Genomic DNA, 20,232 nt, shown 5'->3' with positions numbered 1-20,232 from the left:
GACCAAGGAACCCTATATAGGAAACCAAATTTAAAACTTAACTTACGCGTGAGTCCTAACCTGGTTCCCTTAATAGGTTATTGGATATAGATTCATTCATACTGAATAAGTTAAAATTCCTTCTTGAAACCCTTAATTTAGATTTTTATAGCTTATGTTGTACCTAAGTTAAATTTTTTCTAGTTTTTCCTTTAGTATTGTATATATGTTTATGGTATTTCACATGGTTAAATTTCAATTGTTCTAAATTTAATTGTATTCAATCATTATCCTTTTGTCAAGGTATTCTCAGAAGTAAGGAGATTTCCCCTTTTCTCTTTTCTCTTTTCTCTTTTCTCTTATCAGCTTACCCCAATAGTTACAAGTAAATAACTTCTGCAAATTGTAGATTATCTTTACAATAATTCAGCCAGTGAAAGCTTATCTGACTTATATTTGATGATTTTTCACAGCTCTAATTAATATTTCTTTATATACCAATTATTTAAAATGCCCAATACTTATGATAATGTTGTACTTTTAATTATATTATGATGCCTTTCATCAATATACCTATAAGTAAGATTAATAGATTTTTTATTTCCATTAAAATAACCCTTAGTTTCTGCCAGTTAATCAAAAACTAAGGGTTAATAAGGCTTTAAGCCCTGACCTTTTTAAATTCTCTTTCATGATTAAGGAGCCATTCCTTTCTCCATAAACCACCTGCATAACCAGTTAACTTTCCGTTAGACCCGATAATTCTATGACAAGGAATCACAATACTTAACTTATTTTTCCCATTTGCACTGCCTACAGCTCTAACTGCTTTTTCATTCTCAATTGAACGAGCAATATGCTGGTAAGCTACAGTTTCGCCGTAAGGTATTTTGGTTAGAGCCTTCCAAACTGTTTTTTGAAACTCAGTTCCTTCAAACTCATAGGGAAATGTAAAATCATAACGTTGCCCCTTAAAGTATTCCTCCAATTGGTTATAACATTCTATTAAAACTGGAGGGGTTTCAACTTGTAATGAATTTATTTTATTATTTTCTTCTATAAACATTATGGAGCTGATGGCATCGAAACTCCCTACTATTTCTATTATGCCAATGGGTGATTCATAGTGTAACTTATATTTCTTTATCATATAACGACCTCCAAAGATAAAAGGTAGCATAGCCTTGCCAACCTTCCCAATTTACTGCATATTCTTTTATTTCTTCTATAGTTGGTTTCTCCTTAAGTCCTAATAAAATCTTTAAGGCATTATGTAGACCAACATCTGCAATTGGAAAAGATGAGGTTTCATGCAAAGATTTCATCATTACGTAATCTGCTGTCCATGGTCCAATACCTCTTATATTCATTAGCACTTTCTTTACCTCATGATAATCTTGTTTCTCCCTTAGCATTTCCTTTGTTAAATTTCCACTTTTCATATCCTTAGCAATACCAATAATATATTCAGCCTTCCTAGTGGTAAATTGAAGGTTCTTTAAATCCTCAACACTTAAGGCTGCAATAGCTTCAAATGAAGGGAATACCCAAAACTTTTCCCCTTGAAAGGTTATAAATTCACCAAACTCTTCAACAAATCTTTCCTTTAAGGTGTAAGCAAAGGTTAAGTTAATTTGCTGTCCAATAATCGCCCATACTAAAGCCTCAAATAAATCTGGAATACACATAATCCGTAAGCCATAATATTTATGTACAATTAAATTTAAAACTTTATCTTCACTAGCCATTTGGTAAAAGTCCTGTAAATTCTGGTCTAAGTCAAACCATTCCCAAATATACTCTCCTACTTTTTCCCGCTGGTAACTAGATGGTTTGCTTACTGGAAATTCTACTCTTATGGAGTTGCTTTTATAACTAATTTTGCAAAAGATTAGGGCTTCCTCTACCTTTACTAGTTTGTATAAAGAGCCATCTTTAATTTTATGAAGTACTTCCTGATTAGATCTTCCTAAAAAGATTAAACACTCCTGAAAATTAAACTCCTTTGGTGGAAGTATCTCTATATAAGTTTCATGATCAATCCAATTCATTTTGAAGCCCCTTTCTATATTCGCTAGGTGAACAATCTTTCAAGTTTCTGAAAGCTTTATAAAAGTTTGAAGGGCTCTGAAATCCCACTTCATAGCAAATCTCAAGGTTGGTCAAAGTGGTACTTTTAAGAAGGTGACCAGCTTTATCAATACGTATTTTTTCTAGATATGTCCTTGGAGTCTCAGAGGTTTCTTGTTTAAATAAACGCTCTAAATAATAAGGACTTAACCCAACACTTTCCGATATATCTTTCAATTTTAAGTCTTTTATATAATTATTAACTAGAAAGGTAATGATATTTCTCACAATCTCTTGATGTGGGGATAGCTCAATTTCAGGCTGACATCTTTTACAAGGACGGTAACCCGCTTCTTCAACTGCCTTTATATCCTGATAAAATTCCACATTTACCTTTTTGGGCTTTCTTGACCTACATGAAGGACGACAGTAAATTTTCGTTGTTTTAACTGCTGTAAAAAATAGGCCATCATATTTACTATCACAAGCCATGATTCTCTCCCACATCTCTTCAAAGGAGAGATTAATTTTCTTCACCATTTAACCACTTCCTTTCACCTTAGGTTGTGCATTTTTCTTTTCTAATAATATTAGCTGAGTTCATTTTAACAAGTAACTCATGTTCATTTCGTCCTCATTCTTGCTGTTATGGTACTCCTTCTAAAATAAGACCCCCAGTCCTAAATTACAAGGCTGAGGGTTTCTAAATTTCTAGTTTTCTAGTATTAATACTTAAGCATATAGCTTTCAAAGTGTTAGGCATGTTAAAACAAATAACAAGTCAAAGCTGTGAAGGATATTTTGAGTTCATAAGCAAGCTTATGTTCACAAGTAATCTTGTGCTCACAAGGAAGCTAGTGCCCACAAGGAACTAAGTCCTGCAGCTAGTAGACCTATCTAAGATTTTCTATAATGCAGTACAACTCAAAATAGACCCGCATACTGACTTATTTATTTTTCTTAAGATTCCTTAATCAATAGTAATTATTTTTGATGGATCAACTTCATGAGGTGCTTTTTCCATGTCAGCATAGCCAACAGCTATACCAATTCCATAAACATAGCCCTCAGGCATATTAATGCGGTTTCTCCAGTATTCAGCCTTTTCGCCACTAAAAACTACTCCAGGCATTCCAAGAATAACACTATCTAAACCTATTGATTTTGCAGCTAAAGCAATATTCTCCACTGCTATTCCAGCATCAACTTTTGCATAGGAATTCTTCTCTTCAATTGCAATAACAATAACACAAGGAGCATTATAAAGCACCTTATTATCTCTAGATTTTAAGCGCTCTACTACTTCCTTATTACCCATTGCCACAAAAAAATCAACAACATCCTGCTCCATTTCCTCTAAAACAGACTTATTGTTAATAAATATGAACCTATATGGCTGAAGGTTCATAGCACTTGGTGCAGCAAGTGCAGCTTCCTGAAGAACTGTTTTTTGCTCCTCAGTTAAAGATTCTCCTTTGTATGCTCTGATACTACTACGAGCTTTGATTATGTCCATAACTTGATTTGTCATATATATCCACTCCTTATTTTTAATATACTAATTTAATAATACTGCTTTCATAAATGTAGGTAATGAAAGTCATCACTTATCTTATAAACTACTCATACCTTGGTTTCTGTATGGTCTTTTCCTATAAGATTAATATCTATGTCTAAACTTAGTATTTTACAAAGCCTATTACCACAACTTAAATAATCCCACTGCTGCTTTGGCAATCTTATACACTGGGGTTTCAAGTTCTTTTTTTACATTTTTTAGTTCCTTACGAATTTCAATATTCTGAGGGCAATGCTTTTCACATTTTCCACAATCTACACACTGAGATGCACTACTTGGTGTCTTTCTCATTACAGTACACATTATATAATCACGCCAACCTGATTTTCTATTTTCTGAGTATATCATATTGTAACTGTGGAAAGCTCCAGGAATGTCAACCCCCTTATGACAAGGCATGCAGTAGCCACAACCTGTGCATCCAACCTTTATATTCTTATTTATCTCGCTTTTAACCTGATCTATTAAAGCAAAATCTTCCTTTGAAAACTCACCAACTTTAACGTCAGAGGCAACTTTTATATTTTCTCTTACCATTTCAAGAGAATTCATGCCAGATAAAACTGAAGTAACTGCCTCTTGATTCCATAACCATCTAAAGGCCCATTCAGCAGGAGTACGTTTTCTTAAATCCTGCTTGAAAATATCCTTTGCCTTTTCTGGAAGCAGGTTTACAAGTCTTCCACCTCTAAGTGGCTCCATTACAATAACTGGTATCCCCTTTTTACTTGCATAATCAAGGCCTCTTCTACCAGCCTGACTGTGCTCATCAATATAGTTATATTGAATTTGGCAAAAATCCCAATCATAGACATCTACTAATTTTATAAACATATCAGTATTTCCATGATAGGAAAACCCTATATTTCGGATTTGACCACTATCCACTTTTTCCTTTATCCAATGTTCTACTCCTAAAGCTTTTAAACGCTGCCAGGTATCCACATCTGTGAGCATATGCATTAAATAATAATCCACATAATCTGTTTGAAGCCTCTTTAGCTGTTCTTGAAAATATTTTTCCAGGCTGCTTTTGGATTTAGCCATGTAATGCGGAAGCTTGGTTGCAATATACACTTTTTCTCTGCAGGAATTTCTTTTAAGTATTTCCCCAAGGGTTACTTCACTTCCTCCATAAACATAAGCCGTATCAAAATAATTCACACCACTTTCAATGGCTTCCATCACTTCTTTTTCAGCTCTGTCCAAATCAATGCTAGTACCTTTTTTCGTAAATCTCATGCAACCATAACCAAGGATAGATATTTTGTTGCCTTTTTTATCTGTCCTGTACTGCATAACTTTTTTGCTTTCTTCTGATCCCATTCAGTACATCCCCTTATATTTATAGATATACAAGCTCAACAAGTGCAATATTTTTAAGTCTGAAAATCTATTGATATTTTAAATATCTTATATAATTACAGTAATTTGAGCTTGAAAGGAATTGATATTATTTTGTGCTGATTTTTTGGGAGAAATCACTTCTTGGAAGTAATATTTCAAATGTTGAAGTGGTTTCTCTATAATTAATACTAATATTGTGGATTCAAAAAAACACTGTTTCTTTGTATTGTATATATGTTCTAGTAAGAAAAATACTTTTTAGCAATTATTAAATAATCACAACCCTAATTACAAAAGTATAAACTTTAATAGAACTTCTTTACATGAAATCAGTGCTTATTCTTTTTAGTTATTATTTTCTCAAAATCTTGTCCATGGCTTTTCCTTTTGCTAACTCATCGATAAGTTTATCTAAATAGCGAATTTCTTTCATAGTTGATTCTTCCATATCTTCCACCCTGACACCACAAACCACACCTTTGATTAAATTCCTTGAAGGATTAAGCTTAGGAGCTTCAGCAAAGAAAGTTTCATAGTCTGTCTCTTTTTCTAGTTGTGATTCTAATTCTTCCTGGCTATATCCTGTGAGCCAACAGATGATTTCATCCACTTCTGATTTTTGACGTCCCTTTTTCTCTGCCTTTGCAACCAAAAGAGGATACACTCTTGCAATACTCATTGTATATATATTATGTTTGGTCATAAAAAATCCTCACTTAAATAATTTTATTATATAATTTTCTCTATTATATCACAAAAATAATTCATTTAAGTGAAAATTATGCTTATTCTTTTTGTGAATCCTATAAAAAGTTCTACTTCCTATAAATTCCCTTTTAACATTATAGGAGTATTATTTCACCACTTTTATAACATTTGTAGGTGATGAATTATTTGATCCTTACATGGAATTAATGGCTTTGCAATATCCACATTTAGTATGTCATGGTATAATTTACTTGCAGTTTGTTTGGAATTATAAAATATTATTGTAAAAATAGGAGGGTAAATCAATGAGAATTCAACTGAAAAAAACTTCACTTAAGCCCGTAGAAATTTCATCTCAGTTTCAAGTAAAGAAATTACTTTTAGAGGGTATAGAATTAGAAGAAAAACTAAAGTGCTACCTATCAAAATTTATAGTAGGAATATTAGACCCAGATACTGCAGGACTAAATCCAGATAAGTTTATTAGTAATCTTCAAAAGGGTATTTTGGGTGATTTTTCTAATAGATATATTATCACTGCACATGATAATAATGAAACTATTGGTATTCTAATAGGACTACCCCAAAAAGAGAAACTATTACATATTTACTCATTACATATTTCACCAGAATATCGTTATAAAGGTATTGGCTCTACACTATTATCTCAATGTATAAATGATATGTGTGCAAGCAATGTAACAGACCTTATTATAGATGTTCACATGGATAATACACCTGCCTACAATTTATATAAAAAGTTCAATTTTATTGAAATTATAGATAAGTAAAGCCAGGTAGAATGTTTCCGCCTGGCTCTTAGTTAATTCACCCAAACCTATATTTATTTTTTGTAAATCTTTCTAACTATTATTAAGCAAAATACTGTTTTAATTCATCCAAGCTCGTTATATCAAAAATCTCTGTTGCAATAACTTCTATAGTTTCCTCAGGGAGACCTTTAATTTTATTTTTATACTCTTCAGGTAAGGATTTAAATTTTTTGATTAATAATTTAATAAGCATCTCTGCTTTTCCTTCTATTTTCCCTTCTAGCTTCCCTTCCTCTTTACCATTTTCTCTTATCATCCTACCAATTTCAGTCATTGTAAACACCTCCATAAACTTTTTCTTACTTTCCCTATCTCCAAACTTTTCAAAGAGAGCATAGAGTAAAGACATGCATTTTAACTTTTCGATTATATTAGCCTAGGTCAAATCTTAAAAAGCTCCCTTAATGGCGCACAGTATTATTACTTAACTATGTACCGTAAAGGGAGCGTATCGATACTTACCACATGGCTTCGTCTTTTAATTCATTACTTCTTTAGCTAATTCTTTAACTCTTTCTATACTCAACCCTGTATTTTTTGCAACACTTTCACAACTTAATCCATCTCTAAGTAAGTTCCTTGCTATACGCTCAGCACTTTGCTCTGCCCCTATTTTCATCCCTCTTTTTTCAACCTCTGGATCATAAAAACTTTTAAACATTGTTTCAATCTCCTTACCTAGACCTTTATAATTTAAGATTCTAATTTAACACTTCTTTAGCAAGCTCCTTTACTTTTTCTAGAGGTAATCCTGTATTTTTAGCAATAAGTTCACAACTTATTCCATCCCTAAGAAAGTTCCTTGCTATATTTTCTTTTTCCTTCTGTGCGCCCCTTCTTTCAACCTCTGGATCATAAAAACTTTTAAACATAGTTTCAACCTCCTTACTTAATCCTTTATAGTAATTATAGTTATCTATAAAATAATCGTTTAGATTCTGTATTACTGCTAGCATTTCATTATAATCTTCTAAGGTAATTTTATCATATTTATAGGCCTCACTGATAGCCTCAAGAGTATTTTTTATTGTTACTAATATGTGTTCATTAATCTTTTCTACCTTAAGCCTCTTCTGGTGTTCTGGTTGTTTACTATCCATTAACCTTTCCATAAACCTTCTATAGTTAAAAAGCTGTAATGGGTAAAGTAGATATTTATTCTCATTATATAGCCTACCTAAATCATACTCCCAATATTTTAAGACATTAACTTCATAGTTTATACTTTCTTTCTTTGGAAAATTGATTCTAAGTGTTATCTTATCCTCTAACCCCTCCTCCTTTTCTAATACTATAAGGTAAGGTTCTGGGAAGTTGATAGTTATAGTATTTTTATTTAACTCTGTAAAACTTTTAACTGCTTTATCAAAGCCATATCTAAAAATTCTTATTGCCATCTCTTTTTCATATTTAGTTTGAAATTCTATAGCATAATCATAGAGTTTATCTCTGTATGTAACTTCAATGTATAAATCTGCTCTAAAGCTTAAAATGCCGTTGTTTATATTTCTGTTTAGGTTTTCTACATTGGGATAATAAAGCTCTGCATCATATCCAATATCATCACCATAAATAGAATTTAGAAAATCAATAATAGGCTTCTTGTTTTTAAGGGTGAATAGTCTCTTGATAATACCATCCATATTTAATGAAGTCTTTTTAGAATTGTTATTTGTATCACTTTTATAATTTGAATCTTCTTCTCTAACTAAGGTTATTACATTTCCCTGTTTTAAGTAATACATAAACCCACTTCCTTTCATTAAATATTATTACCATTTAATCAATTTCATAAACATATGTTCGTATATATTTTCAAACCTTATATGTCCAAAATTTAAGTTACACCAATATTTCTGAATTACTTAATAAATTAAAAGCAACTTAGGCCTGGTGAAAAAATCAATTATCCTACTCGCTTATTTTGCGTAATGTTACCTCCACAGAACCTATTAATAGCCAAACCATAAATAAAACCTGCGTCCTTGGTTTGTGCAAAATATATTTGTATTTATATATCTACTATGTTTCTGGTGATAATAAGCTAAACATGATAAAATTACAATATACTAATGATATTATTAGAATTACTGTGGATATGGGGTAAAGGGTATGGATAATATAGCTAGCAAGTTATTTGCTCAGGAGATTTTAGAGAATAAACCTTTAATTGTGGAGCCAAAGGGTATTGAAAATAACTCCTACTTAGTTAATAACAAGCTCATTGTAAACTCTGAAAGTGGTAATCTATTAAATGAGCTTAAAAAATGTCTCAGGGAATGTGAAAGCTTTTATTTTTGTGTGGCTTTCATAAATTTTAGTGGCCTTCAGCTACTACTAGATACCTTTAAGGATTTAGAGGATGCTGGAGTTAAGGGGAAGATTATTACTTCTACCTATTTAAACTTTACGGAGCCTAAAGCTTTGGAGAAAATTAAGACCTTTGATAATATTGATCTAAAGATTTTTGTGGCTTCAAAGGAAAGTGGGCTTCATACTAAGGCTTATATTTTTGAAAATAAGGATGAGTATAAAATCATCATTGGCTCTTCTAATATTACTCAAAAGGCTTTCAAGAGCAATGTAGAGTGGAATGTTAAGGTTATTTCTAAGAAGGATAATGAATTTACTCATGATGTGCTAAAAGAGTATGAGAGTCTTTGGAATTGCACTGACATTGTTGATGACACCTTTTTAGAAACTTATAAAAACTTTATTAAGGAAATTAAAGCTATTGACTCAAGAAAAACAGTGGAATTTGATAATTTTAAAATTATAAAGCCCAACACTATGCAGGTTCGGGCAACAGAAAACTTACATAGACTGAGATTACATGGAGAAAATAAGGCCTTAGTTATTGCAGCAACAGGTACTGGTAAAACCTATATGTCTGCCTTTGATGTGATTAATTATAAGCCTGAAAAGATGCTTTTTGTGGTTCATAGAGAAGAGATTTTAAAAAGTGCTGCTAGTACCTTTGAAAGACTTTGCAAGAATAAAACAAAAACTATGGGACTTTTAACAGGTGCTAAAAAAGAAAAGAAAGCAGATTATCTCTTTGCTTCAACTATGTCCCTATTCAATAGCTTAGAAGAATTTTATCCTCATGAGTTTGAGTATTTAATCATCGACGAAGCTCACCATGCTTCAAGTCCAACTTATAAGAAAATTTTAGATTATTTTAAGCCAAAGTTTCTCCTTGGAATGACTGCCACTCCTGAGAGAAGTGATAGTGATGATGTGTTTGGAATCTTTGATAATAACGTGGCTTTAGAGGTTAGACTTCATGAAGCACTAGATTTAAACCTAGTAATCCCTTTTCACTACTTTGGAATCACCGATGTAGAAGGGGTAGATCTTAGTGGAGTTAGCCTTGATAATATTACTGAAATTACTAAGAGACTGAAGATTAATGAAAGAGTGGATTTTATCATCCATAAGATGAATTTTTATGGTCATGATGGAGATTCCTTAAAGTGTGTAGGCTTTTGTGCTAGTATTGAACATGCAGAGTTTATGGCTGTGGAATTTAATAAAAGAGGTATAAACAGTGTATGCCTAACTGGAGATGATAAACCAGGAGAAAGACAAAAATACATAGATAGGCTTCAAGATGATGAGGATGACTTAAAGGTAATCTTTACTGTGGATATATTTAATGAAGGGGTGGATATTCCCTCTATAAATACAGTATTAATGCTAAGACCCACAGACTCTCCTATAGTTTTTATACAGCAACTAGGTAGAGGTCTAAGAAAGCATCAGGATAAAAGCTTTTTAACGGTTTTGGACTTTATAGGAAATCACAATAAGGCTTTTCTAATTGCCATAGCTTTAAATGGATCTAGATTCTATGACAAGGATAGTTTAAAAGTTGCAGTTGCCACTGAATTTGCCAGTGTTCCTGGGTGCACTCATATCCAAATGGATAGAATATCTCAAGAAAGAATACTTCAGCAGCTTAATAATGAAAACTTTAACTCCATGAAGTATTTAAAGGAGGAATATCTAGAATTTAAAAGAATGCGTAATGGGAAGGTGCCTTATTCCTTAATGGATTACATTAAATATGAAGGAGCTCCTGACCCTAATAAATTCATTAAAAGAGAAAAAACTTACTTAGGATTCTTAGCTAAAATGGAAAAGGATGAAGAATTAGAGGGTTTACTTTATAATAGTGATTTCTTTAAGCTATTAAAAGAACTTTCTAGTAAGCTTCCTTTAAAAAGAGTCTATGAATTTGCCATAATAAAATATTGCTTGAATCATCACAGCATTTCCCTAGAACAAGGCAGAAATGAAATCTTAAAGTACATTTCTACTGTGTCGGATGAGGACATTATCCATAGCTTTAGATTCTTAAATGGAGAGTTTTATGATTCCTCGCAGCTTAAAAGTAATATTAAATCCTTTAATCTTATAGATTGTACTTTACATACTACAGAGGAATTTAGAGCTATAATTTCAGTGGATAAGTTTAGATTTTACATTGAGGATGTACTTAACTATGGCATAGTAAGATACGAAAAAGAATTTGGCACTGACTATCATGGTATGCCCTTCTTTAAACTTTATGAACAATATCAAATGGTGGAGGCCGCTCTACTTTCTAATTACACTAAAATTCATAGCTCCTTCAGAGGTAGCGGTCTTATAACCAATGGTAATAATTACTTCCTTTATATTGACCTTCATAAAGAAGAGGATATAAAAGAAAGCATTAATTATCAAGATAAGTTTATAAGCAGAAGAGTTTTTCAGTGGCAAACACCAAATAATACCTCCCAAGGTTCTGAAAGAGGTAAAAATATCATTTTTAATAGGAATAGAAATATTAATCTCCACCTTTTCATAAGAAAGTACAAAGAAATTGATGGAAGCGTTGAGCCTTATATTTACATTGGTAAAGGTGATACCTTTGACTTTAGTGGTGAAAAGCCAATTACTGTGCACCTAAAACTGGAACATGAAATTCCTCAAAGCTTATATAATGAATTTGTAAAAAAGGTATAGCATGATTTTAAAAAGCTCCCTTTATGGTGCACAGTATTATTGCTTAAACTGTATACCACAAAGGGAGCTCATGAATTATTGTAGCTATAGCTTTTTTTATAGCATTTCCTTACCCAAAAGCTCAACAGCTGGCACATCTGCTGGAGCCCAGTTAAGGGACTTTAAGTTTTCCTTCTTAAGCCATATAAGCTTATCGTGCTCCGATGCTATAGGCTCACCTTCAACAATACGGCACTTAACCGTAATTAAATTAACAATAAAATTATCATACTCATGAGTATTATCATGAAAAATTTCCTTAAATTCAATGTGACAGCCTAGTTCTTCTCTAATTTCTCTAACTATAGTGTCACTGATTTCCTCACCCTGCTCAACCTTACCACCAGGAAACTCCCAAAGGTTTGGTATTGACATTTTCGTGGATCTAAGAGCACATAAAACCTCTGAGTTTTTATTTTCAATAATTGCACCTACAACTTTAACTAGTTTTTTCATTTGAAACACCTCGGCAATAGTTTAACATATTGGGAGGGAGTTTTGAATATCTTCAACTGTAAATTGTAGCATGATTATTAAAATGCTTATTCCCTGTTCAACACTTCCTTACAATTGCCTTAATTATATTACTCATGAGGGTATTTATTTTATTGCTACCACTCATTCTACGCTTATTTGTAACGGTTATAGCATAGATTTTTTTACTTGGTATTTTTTAAATATTACTTTTAAAAACTCATTACTCATATGATTGGTGTTACCTTAAGTTGATAATTCATGGCAGCATCACTTTAAAGTTACATATATAATTCTATGATTGCAGATGAATCCTGATTTTTCCAATATTTTTCTTGATGCTATATTTTTAGGGTTGCAGCAAGCCATCGGCTTTAAATTATTTCTATAACAATGTTCCTTTAGCTGAGTTATAATATGTGTTCCAACACCTTTTTTACGATATTCCTCTGCTACAATAATTCCTATATCACCATATTGTTCATTTGATTTAAATATTCTAAATTCACCTATTCCTAGTAGAATGTCCCCACTATATAGTACGAATAGTTGATTATTTTCTATTAAATCTTCATAATAACCTTCAAATGCAGGGTCACATTTTGTTTTTATAGCGCCTATATCATTGCTTTTAGCTAACTTAAAGGACACATCTTTAAAATTAGCCAACTCATATTTTATATTTTTGTTATCAGTAAAAAGATAACAATCTATAGATATACTCTTCTGATAATCAAGACACAAAGATAGAAACTCTGCCTCTTTAGTAGAAACTGTAGCATTTTCGGCAATATTATTCACAATAATATATTCAAGAATCTCTGGTGCATGTATAAAATGCTCTGTAAAAGTATAGAATTGTACTAAAGTTTTTTTGGAATCGACGAAAAAATGACCTACTTTCTTTCCATTATAAATAATTATATAGCACTGGGAATTCCCAATAATTACATTTTCCCAGTAACCATCTATTGGCGATGCTAAAGTCTTAATATACTCTTTATTCAAAATAAATCTTTCTTCTGGTGATATTACTTTCTCTACTTGTATCATCAAATTCCCCCTTTTAATATCTTTTCTTAATTATATCTACGTTACTTATGATACAGTTCTCCGTATCGTTAGCAAGTGCCATTCTTGCTTTTCACCAAGGTCTGAAACATAAAACACTATTCCTAAAGCACTGCTATAGCTGCACCCCTTAGATGGATCGCGGGTGCTTAAAGCTGTAAAAGACATAATAGATGACTTGAAATAGGCTCTTAATTTTGTAGAAAAACATATCGTGGCCGCCTCTTCAGTTACCAGTTATTCCTAATAGATATTCTAGTAACTGATAATTGATGAGGCCGCACCAAAAATCTAAATTAACTTAAGTTATAAGTTATTTACACCACTAGCTACCGTAATTAGATTATTTTTTTAATCGGCATCCAAAGTTCAGCATTTTTATCATTATACTTTTCAATAACAGGACGTCCTGGTGCTTGCTCATATCCTGAAGTTGGGAACCAGTTCATATACAAATCATTGTAACATCTAACTATGGCGGAGCGGTCTCCATCAAGTTGAACCATGACAACAACCCATAAAGAAGTTGGTATTTCTAAAACAGTAAATTGTTCATTTAATTTTGATTCAGGTACTTCCCAACCATACATCATATATTTGTTTCCAGTCTCATCCCAAAAGTGAATAGCGTGCAACAAGTGAATTTTTGTTACATCCCACTGGTTTTTTTCTATCATTTCCAATGCTAATCCAGGGAATCCAGCTGCAGTATTTGTCGCATCATGGCTACCGTTTTCAATAACACGGTCAGCATAATCTAAGTAATTTTCCTCCGTCCATCCATCTGTTTGAACGACATCCATTCCGAATAATTTGTGTGCTTGCGTTTCAATAATTTTATATTGCATTGCTTCTACTCCTTTTAATATTAATTGAAAGGCAATGGGTGGATATGCCATTAATGGAACTCCCACAACGCGCGCTTTTGAGGGAGTCACACCTTGAATTAACTGAAAAGCACGTGTAAACGATGAATGAGAATCATAACCATATTTTTGTGCAATATCAATGATTTTGTTATCAGTGTTTTGAATCTCAATTGCTGCTAATGTCATCCTTCTTCTACGAATATATTCAGACAATGGAATTCCAATAAAGGAAGAAAACATTCTTTGAAAATGATAAACAGAGCATTTTGCTTTTTGTGCAATCATGTTGAATTCTATATCAGTGGTAAGATTCTCTTCTATATATTCAATTGCACTTTCAAAGTCACTTATAAATGACATATAATTACCCCCTTTCAAGTTGTAGTATAGCAAAATACAAACTCATTTGCTGTTCATTTTATGCACCGTTTTGTTTAATATAAAGTGGAACCACAAAGAAATTCTTTAGTTCAAAGTAAACATGATTTTCTCCTACTAAGCCTTGCTTAAGAAGCATGATATCCTTTTCAATGAGTTCCTTCTTCTCACTATTAGATAGCTTCTCACATAAGTCCTCTAAGTCACTAAGCTGCTTATTTTCTTTACTAAAATCCTTAATAAATATTGGCTTATCAATCTTTTTACCTTCACCAAATAAAAATTCTAGAAATGACATTTAAATTTCCCTCACATATAACTTCCATTTTTTACATTATAACTCATATTATAACACCTATAAACTTAAAGATTTGTTGAATAATGTCAAAATGTCCAAACAATTATAAATTTAATTGTTTGGACATTTTATTTGAAGTAATTAAGTTGTTTACTATTTGTAAAAGCCTTAAAATACTTAATGGAAGAATCCAGAAACGCTAATTATTTCTTCTGAAGGAGTAATTGTTGCTTCTGCAATGTTCTTTTTACTCTTAGCTAAATATTCCTTAACTAAGTGGTAACCAATTGTGTAGCCTGCATTAGCTGATAAACCTACTGGATTATACCCTTGCTTTTTAGCAACTTCATCTCCAAACATATAAGCTGATACTTCTCCAAAGCCTTTAGTCTTTCTGCCCTCCTTAATTACCTCCCTTGAGTATTCCATTTCTTCTTCATCAAAATCTTCAATCCAAGGCCCTATGAATTCTGTTCCATAGATTTCTTCTGCAAAGCATTCAGCTAAACCTTCTATTACCAAATATTCCTCAACTGACACATCACCATGATTAAATGGTTCAAAAGTAAAACGAACATTATGGTTAAATTCATGAGCTAAAGCAGATTTTAACCTATTTTTATTAAATTCATTAGGAACAACCATTAGCATAATATATCCAGGTATTCCCCCAAATCCTGAGTATCCTTTATTGGCTTCCATCTCTTTACTATCTTCATCACCTAAAAGAATACTTAGATTAATTTCTTCTAGTGGAATAGAATAACCTATGTTCTCAAATTCACGAACTCCCTTTTTTATTGCTTCTTCATATTCTTCAAAGATTTTAGTTTCAATAAATTTTGGTAAATTATTGCTTACTTGCTGAATTGATTTTCTTGGCGTCCAAATTCCTAACATCTCTGATGCCATAACAACATCGTATCCATTAGGTGTTGCTGCCTTTAAAGGTACATTTAAATAGTCCCACATTGTTTTTAATGGCTGCATCAATTCATATCTGAAAGAATTCTCACTACCTTTTCCATCTAAGCACTTCTCATAGAACTCTAAGCTATTGATTAAGTTGACTCTTAACTTCTCCATACTATCGCCTCCCTATATAACAGCTTAATGCTTTACGTAAGGTTAATGTCAAGGATTTTTACTTCTCATACCCGATGGCAAAACTGATTTGAAGCATTTTATAGAAATTACTTGTATTTTGAGATAAATGAAGTTTGAAGATAACAAAAACCATGCAGTATTGCCCGCATGGTTTGACATTTTAATTGACTATTTCTTTAGCAAGTTCCTTTACTTTTTCTAAGCTTAATTCTGTTGTTTCTGCCACAATTTCAATATCAAAACCCTTAAGTAATAGATTTTTTGCTATACGCTCTGCATTTTTTTCTGCTCCTATTTTCATCCCCCTTTTTTCAACCTCTGGGTCATAAAAACTTTTAAACATAGTCTTAATCTCCTCGCTCAAACCTTTATAATTTAAGATTCTAATTCAGTATTACTTTAGCTAATTCTTTAACCTTCTCTATACTTAACCCAGTGTTTTTTGCAACACGTTCACAGCTTAAGCCATCATTTAGCAAATTTCTAGCTATATTTTCCTTTGCCTTCTCCTCACCCCTTTTTTCAACTTCTGGGTCATAAAAACTTTTAAACATAGTTTCAACCTCCTTACTTAATCCTTTATAGTAATTATAGTTATCTATAAAATAATCATTCAAATTCTGTATTACTGCTAGCATTTCATTATAATCTTCTAAGGTAATTTTATCATATTTATAGGCCTCACTGATAGCTTCAAGAGTATTTTTTATTGTTACTAATATGTGTTCATTTATTTTTTCTACCTTAAGCTTCTTCTGGTGTTCTGGTTGTTTACTTTCCATTAATCTTTCCATAAATCTTCTATAATTAAAAAGCTGTAATGGGTAAAGTAGATATTTGTTCTCATTATATAACCTACTTAAATCATACTCCCAATATTTTAAGACCTTAACTTCGTAGTTTATACTTTCTCTCTTGGGGAAATTTATGTTAAGTGTTATCTTATTCTCTAGCCCCTTTTCCTTTTCTAGCACTATAAGATAAGGCTCTGGAAAGTTGATGGTTATTGTGTTTTTATTTAACTCTTTAAAACGTTTAACTGCTTTGTCAAAGCCATATCTAAAAATTCTTATTGCCATTTCTTTTTCATATTTTGTTTGTAATTCTATGGCATAGTCATAGAGTTTATCCTTATATGTAACTTCAATATATAAATCTGCTCTAAAGCTTAAGATGCCGTTGTCTATATTTCTGTTTAGGTTTTCTACATTGGGATAATAAAGCTCTGCATCATATCCAATGTCATCACCATAAATAGAGTTTAGAAAATCAATAATAGGCTTCTTATTTTTAAGAGTAAATAATCGCTTCATTATGCTATCCATATTTAATGAAGTCTTTTTAGAATTATTTGTATCACTTTTATAATTTGAATCTTCTTCTCTAACTAAAGTTATTACATTGCCATGTTTTAAGTAATACATAAACTCACTTCCTTTCATTAAATATTATTGCCATAAAATTAGTTTTATAAACATATGTTCGCATAAAAAGATATGTATTCTTATTAAAAAGCTCCCTTTATGGTATACAGTTTAGTACTTAAACTATATACCACAAAGGGAGCTCAGGAATCATCGTAACAATAGCTTTTTTATAGCATTTTTTAACCAAAAGTTTAACAGTGGTCACCTTGCTGAAGCCCAGCTTGAAGACTTTTACTATTCTCACTTATTGGTTTACGTATTTCATCCCTAAGAATATCATAAGCTTTTTTCATTTTATTTCTCTGTATATATCCTGCATAATTATGGTATAATTGTAAAGTACAATTCAATAGTTAATCGTGGGCTACTGGTATCACTTACCTCTTTTTTGAAGGGAGGTGATACTTAATGAGTAATGATGTTTTAACGTTACTATTTACTGGTGGATTATTTCTATTGGCGCTATTAACCTTTATAGTGTTACTTATGGATAAAATATCAAAAAAATAGTAGCCCCGACTCGCAATTGGAAGCTACTATTTTTATAAACTAAAAATTTAGTGATACCAGTTGCCTAAGCAACTAGAATTGTATATTAGTAGAGTGTTGACGCACTCTACTTTTTTTATTATTTGTATTTCTTATTTATATTATATCAAATTTTGATAGAAAATAAACCTATATAATTTTAATATTTATTATTTCTATAAAACTAATATATGCAAGTTTATTGAATCCTGATAATTTAAGTTTATTTACTAATCTTTTTTATTCCTAATTTATTTTATGATATAACCATAAACTGTGGACTCATTCCCATTATTGAATCTTCCATCTCTATAATTTCAGTCACTAAAAGCTCAACAGCTGGAATTAAGAGGCTTTAAATTTTCCTTCTTAATCCATATAAGTTTATAGTACTCCTTTGATTCTTTAGTTGTCTCACTGTTAATAATAGTTAGATAGCTATTATATTATATTCTAATTATCTAATCAGAAATACTGATGTCTCCAGAACTTGTATTTACGCTAATTTTCTTATAAGGACCATTTCCAATCTTGGCAGTTGCTTCATGATGATTTTCATCCTTGTAATTTAAGTCTAGGTTAGAATTTATATCCCCAGAACTGCATTTACCTTTAAATTCAAAGCTTATGCCCTTTTTTATTATAAGCTTAACGTCACCAGAAGTAGCAGTTATTTCTGAATACTCTTCAATGTCCTTGTATTCTACCTTAATATCCCCTGAAGATGTGTCAACCTTACCTGATCCAGTTAGTGAGTTAATCCTAATATCTCCAGAAGTGGCTTTTATTTTGTAGGTAGGTGCCGTTAAAGTTTCTATACTAATGTCGCCAGAGCTAGTTTCTATATTAATACCTTTAACCTGTAAATTATACTTTGATACAATATCTCCAGAGCTAGCAGAAAAGTTTGCATTACTTAATATTATATCAGAATCGAATTTAATATCTCCTGAAGATGTTTTAATATCTAAATCTGAATTATAATTTTTAGGAAGGTATATTTCGATTACTTCTTTAAAGTTTCCAAAGCTCCAAGTATTAGATAAATTCCCAAACTTTCTTTTTTCTATGGTGATTTGGTTATTCCCTTGTATTACTTGAAATTTTTCATCCTCTTTTAAATTGTTACTTGATTTTTGAATTATTCTCATTTTATCTTCATCTGTAACCTTAACTATTATATCACTACTTGAAAAATCAACAACTATTTTATTTACGCCCTTTATCTCTAGCTTTTCGTCCTTTTGAACTGCAATATTAGAGTCTATTATATTAGTGAAATGAAAAACCCCACTGATTCCATTTGAATTAGTAATACCAAGGATCAAAATTGCTGTTAATCCCAGTGCAACAAGGCTCCACATGGCAATTCTTATAATTTTTAAAGTTCTATTCATTCTCTTTGCTTCCTTAATTGAAAAATTAATGTAATAACTCTCTCAATTGCAGCACCAATTATAAATAAAATCCAAGAAAATGACCATATACGTAATGTAAAGCTTAAAAGGAAATATAAAGTTATTATAACTAGCCACATTATTGATTTTATTGAATTTATCACTTCTTTTTCTGTATTATTAGCTGACTTCCATTCCTTAAATTCCTCAACAATTGTATCATCAGCCTTAATATATTTAGGACGAGAAACTGCATTATATATTAATAGACTAGTTGCCAAAGCATCTATTGTTAGCATTATGCATATTGCAACGTCTCCACTTACTCTAAACACGCTAGTAAGCATTATTAAAATAACAACACTCATAATATACATTCCTATAGAAGTGGATAATATAAATGCTCTTTTTTCACGATCTTTTCTCATCTGCTCTGGGTTAAATTCATAACTATCCTTTAGGCCTATTATTATTTCATCAATATCACCAATACCTGCTATGGCAATATTAAAAGCCTCTTCTTCACTTTTCCCACTAGCTAACAAGTCATTATACCTATCCATAAGATTTGCTAGTAGCTCCTCTTTAAGTTCCCTTGCCCTACTTGTTTGTGGCGCATTTTCAAATAATTCGTTTAACTTAACACGAAACTTTTCAATCATTTTTACTCCCCCCATAAATTAATGTATCAATTAATTTTTTTGCATCTTCCCAATCTGTTTTATATTGCTCCAATGCAGCTCTCCCAAGTGGCGTTATTGCGTAATATCGTCTTCTCGCTCCTGTGGTTTGATCTCCCCAATATGAAGTAATTAAAGTAGCTTCCTCTAGTCTCCTAAAGGCTGAATAAAGAGTTGCTTCTTTAAGCTCATATTTATTGTCTGTCTTTTGTTGAATTGATTTATTAATCTCATACCCATAACTATCCTTTTCTGCCAAGTATGATAAAATAATGGTTTCTGTATGTCCTCTTATGATATCTGAGGTTATTGACATACCGTCACTCCTCTCCGCCATGTTATTTTCCCATTTTTTGATTATATATATATTATATTCTTAGATACCTCACCTGTCAAGGTATGTTTTATTTTTATGTATATATTTTATAAAATCTT

22 protein-coding genes are annotated in these 20,232 nt (G+C 31.5%); 3 read left to right on the top strand and 19 right to left on the bottom strand.

What is annotated here, in order from left to right:
* Positions 1-640: 640 nt before the first annotated feature.
* The 6 genes from B3040_RS19470 to B3040_RS19445 form a co-directional block, all read right to left on the bottom strand.
* Positions 641-1,129, bottom strand: coding sequence for a methylated-DNA--[protein]-cysteine S-methyltransferase (locus B3040_RS19470; protein ID WP_291576924.1), 489 nt, complete (start codon positions 1,127-1,129; stop codon positions 641-643).
* Positions 1,113-2,030 (bottom strand): DNA-3-methyladenine glycosylase 2, encoded by a 918-nt coding sequence (locus B3040_RS19465; RefSeq protein ID WP_291576923.1) that lies wholly within the window; start codon positions 2,028-2,030, stop codon positions 1,113-1,115. Before B3040_RS19465 ends, B3040_RS19470 begins: the two co-directional genes overlap by 17 nt.
* Positions 2,017-2,589 carry a bifunctional transcriptional activator/DNA repair enzyme AdaA gene (locus B3040_RS19460; protein ID WP_291576921.1) on the bottom strand — a complete coding sequence of 191 codons (573 nt, stop codon included), beginning with the start codon at positions 2,587-2,589 and terminating at the stop codon, positions 2,017-2,019. The genes B3040_RS19465 and B3040_RS19460 overlap by 14 nt, the downstream gene beginning before the upstream one ends.
* 430 nt (positions 2,590-3,019) lie before the next feature.
* The gene (locus B3040_RS19455; RefSeq protein WP_291576920.1) at positions 3,020-3,580 is read right to left on the bottom strand and encodes a nitroreductase family protein; all 561 of its coding nucleotides are present in this window, start codon (positions 3,578-3,580) and stop codon (positions 3,020-3,022) included.
* 168 nt (positions 3,581-3,748) lie between these two features.
* Positions 3,749-4,954, bottom strand: a complete 1,206-nt coding sequence (locus tag B3040_RS19450) for an aldo/keto reductase (RefSeq protein WP_291576917.1) — start codon at positions 4,952-4,954, stop codon at positions 3,749-3,751.
* Between the two features lie 373 nt (positions 4,955-5,327).
* On the bottom strand, positions 5,328-5,678 hold the full coding sequence (locus B3040_RS19445) for a DUF2200 domain-containing protein (protein ID WP_291576915.1): 351 nt from the start codon (positions 5,676-5,678) through the stop codon (positions 5,328-5,330).
* Positions 5,679-5,988: 310 nt separating this feature from the next.
* Between B3040_RS19445 and B3040_RS19440 the strand changes: the two genes are divergently transcribed.
* Positions 5,989-6,474: a GNAT family N-acetyltransferase gene (locus B3040_RS19440; protein ID WP_291576913.1), complete on the top strand. Its 486-nt coding sequence runs from the start codon at positions 5,989-5,991 to the stop codon at positions 6,472-6,474.
* A gap of 82 nt (positions 6,475-6,556) precedes the next feature.
* Here the strand turns inward: B3040_RS19440 and B3040_RS19435 are convergent, their stop codons facing one another.
* From B3040_RS19435 to B3040_RS19425, 3 genes are all read right to left on the bottom strand, one after another.
* A complete protein-coding gene (locus B3040_RS19435; RefSeq protein WP_291576911.1) occupies positions 6,557-6,790 on the bottom strand; it encodes a DUF4351 domain-containing protein in 234 nt (77 codons plus the stop codon).
* A gap of 204 nt (positions 6,791-6,994) precedes the next feature.
* Positions 6,995-7,177, bottom strand: a complete 183-nt coding sequence (locus B3040_RS19430) for a hypothetical protein (protein ID WP_291576909.1) — start codon at positions 7,175-7,177, stop codon at positions 6,995-6,997.
* Between the two features lie 40 nt (positions 7,178-7,217).
* The gene (locus B3040_RS19425) at positions 7,218-8,261 is read right to left on the bottom strand and encodes a hypothetical protein (RefSeq protein ID WP_291576907.1); all 1,044 of its coding nucleotides are present in this window, start codon (positions 8,259-8,261) and stop codon (positions 7,218-7,220) included.
* A 367-nt stretch (positions 8,262-8,628) separates the two neighbouring features.
* Here B3040_RS19425 and B3040_RS19420 point away from each other — a divergent pair, with 367 nt between their 5' ends.
* On the top strand, positions 8,629-11,529 hold the full coding sequence (locus B3040_RS19420; protein ID WP_291576905.1) for a DUF3427 domain-containing protein: 2,901 nt from the start codon (positions 8,629-8,631) through the stop codon (positions 11,527-11,529).
* A gap of 96 nt (positions 11,530-11,625) precedes the next feature.
* Here the strand turns inward: B3040_RS19420 and B3040_RS19415 are convergent, their stop codons facing one another.
* The 7 genes from B3040_RS19415 to B3040_RS19385 form a co-directional block, all read right to left on the bottom strand.
* On the bottom strand, positions 11,626-12,024 hold the full coding sequence (locus B3040_RS19415) for a (deoxy)nucleoside triphosphate pyrophosphohydrolase (RefSeq protein WP_291576903.1): 399 nt from the start codon (positions 12,022-12,024) through the stop codon (positions 11,626-11,628).
* A 288-nt stretch (positions 12,025-12,312) separates the two neighbouring features.
* Positions 12,313-13,095 carry a GNAT family N-acetyltransferase gene (locus B3040_RS19410; RefSeq protein ID WP_291576901.1) on the bottom strand — a complete coding sequence of 261 codons (783 nt, stop codon included), beginning with the start codon at positions 13,093-13,095 and terminating at the stop codon, positions 12,313-12,315.
* Positions 13,096-13,451: 356 nt separating this feature from the next.
* Complete coding sequence (locus B3040_RS19405; RefSeq protein WP_291576899.1) at positions 13,452-14,342, bottom strand: helix-turn-helix domain-containing protein; 891 nt, start codon at positions 14,340-14,342, stop codon at positions 13,452-13,454.
* Positions 14,343-14,400: 58 nt separating this feature from the next.
* Positions 14,401-14,658 (bottom strand): hypothetical protein, encoded by a 258-nt coding sequence (locus B3040_RS19400; protein WP_291576897.1) that lies wholly within the window; start codon positions 14,656-14,658, stop codon positions 14,401-14,403.
* Positions 14,659-14,835: 177 nt separating this feature from the next.
* Entirely contained in the window at positions 14,836-15,744 is a 909-nt protein-coding gene (locus B3040_RS19395) for a DUF2268 domain-containing protein (RefSeq protein WP_291576895.1), read from the bottom strand.
* A gap of 181 nt (positions 15,745-15,925) precedes the next feature.
* Complete coding sequence (locus tag B3040_RS19390; RefSeq protein WP_291576893.1) at positions 15,926-16,108, bottom strand: hypothetical protein; 183 nt, start codon at positions 16,106-16,108, stop codon at positions 15,926-15,928.
* 40 nt (positions 16,109-16,148) lie between these two features.
* Positions 16,149-17,189 carry a hypothetical protein gene (locus tag B3040_RS19385; protein WP_291576891.1) on the bottom strand — a complete coding sequence of 347 codons (1,041 nt, stop codon included), beginning with the start codon at positions 17,187-17,189 and terminating at the stop codon, positions 16,149-16,151.
* A gap of 411 nt (positions 17,190-17,600) precedes the next feature.
* Here B3040_RS19385 and B3040_RS19380 point away from each other — a divergent pair, with 411 nt between their 5' ends.
* Complete coding sequence (locus tag B3040_RS19380; protein WP_017416661.1) at positions 17,601-17,702, top strand: putative holin-like toxin; 102 nt, start codon at positions 17,601-17,603, stop codon at positions 17,700-17,702.
* Positions 17,703-18,181: 479 nt separating this feature from the next.
* On the opposite strand, the gene B3040_RS19375 is transcribed toward B3040_RS19380, so the two are convergent.
* From B3040_RS19375 to B3040_RS19365, 3 genes are read right to left on the bottom strand one after another with little or no spacing between them, the layout of a single operon-like run.
* The gene (locus B3040_RS19375; protein ID WP_291576888.1) at positions 18,182-19,117 is read right to left on the bottom strand and encodes a DUF4097 domain-containing protein; all 936 of its coding nucleotides are present in this window, start codon (positions 19,115-19,117) and stop codon (positions 18,182-18,184) included.
* Positions 19,114-19,779 (bottom strand): permease prefix domain 1-containing protein, encoded by a 666-nt coding sequence (locus B3040_RS19370; protein ID WP_291576887.1) that lies wholly within the window; start codon positions 19,777-19,779, stop codon positions 19,114-19,116. Before B3040_RS19370 ends, B3040_RS19375 begins: the two co-directional genes overlap by 4 nt.
* Positions 19,772-20,113: a PadR family transcriptional regulator gene (locus B3040_RS19365; RefSeq protein ID WP_017416670.1), complete on the bottom strand. Its 342-nt coding sequence runs from the start codon at positions 20,111-20,113 to the stop codon at positions 19,772-19,774. The genes B3040_RS19370 and B3040_RS19365 overlap by 8 nt, the downstream gene beginning before the upstream one ends.
* Positions 20,114-20,232: the final 119 nt, after the last annotated feature.

The organism is Clostridium sp. UBA4548, assembly GCF_002387895.1.
GTDB lineage: Bacteria > Bacillota > Clostridia > Clostridiales > Clostridiaceae > Clostridium_J.
The sequence above is the reverse complement of the archived record's forward strand: the minus strand, read 5'-3'. Positions and strand labels throughout refer to the sequence as shown.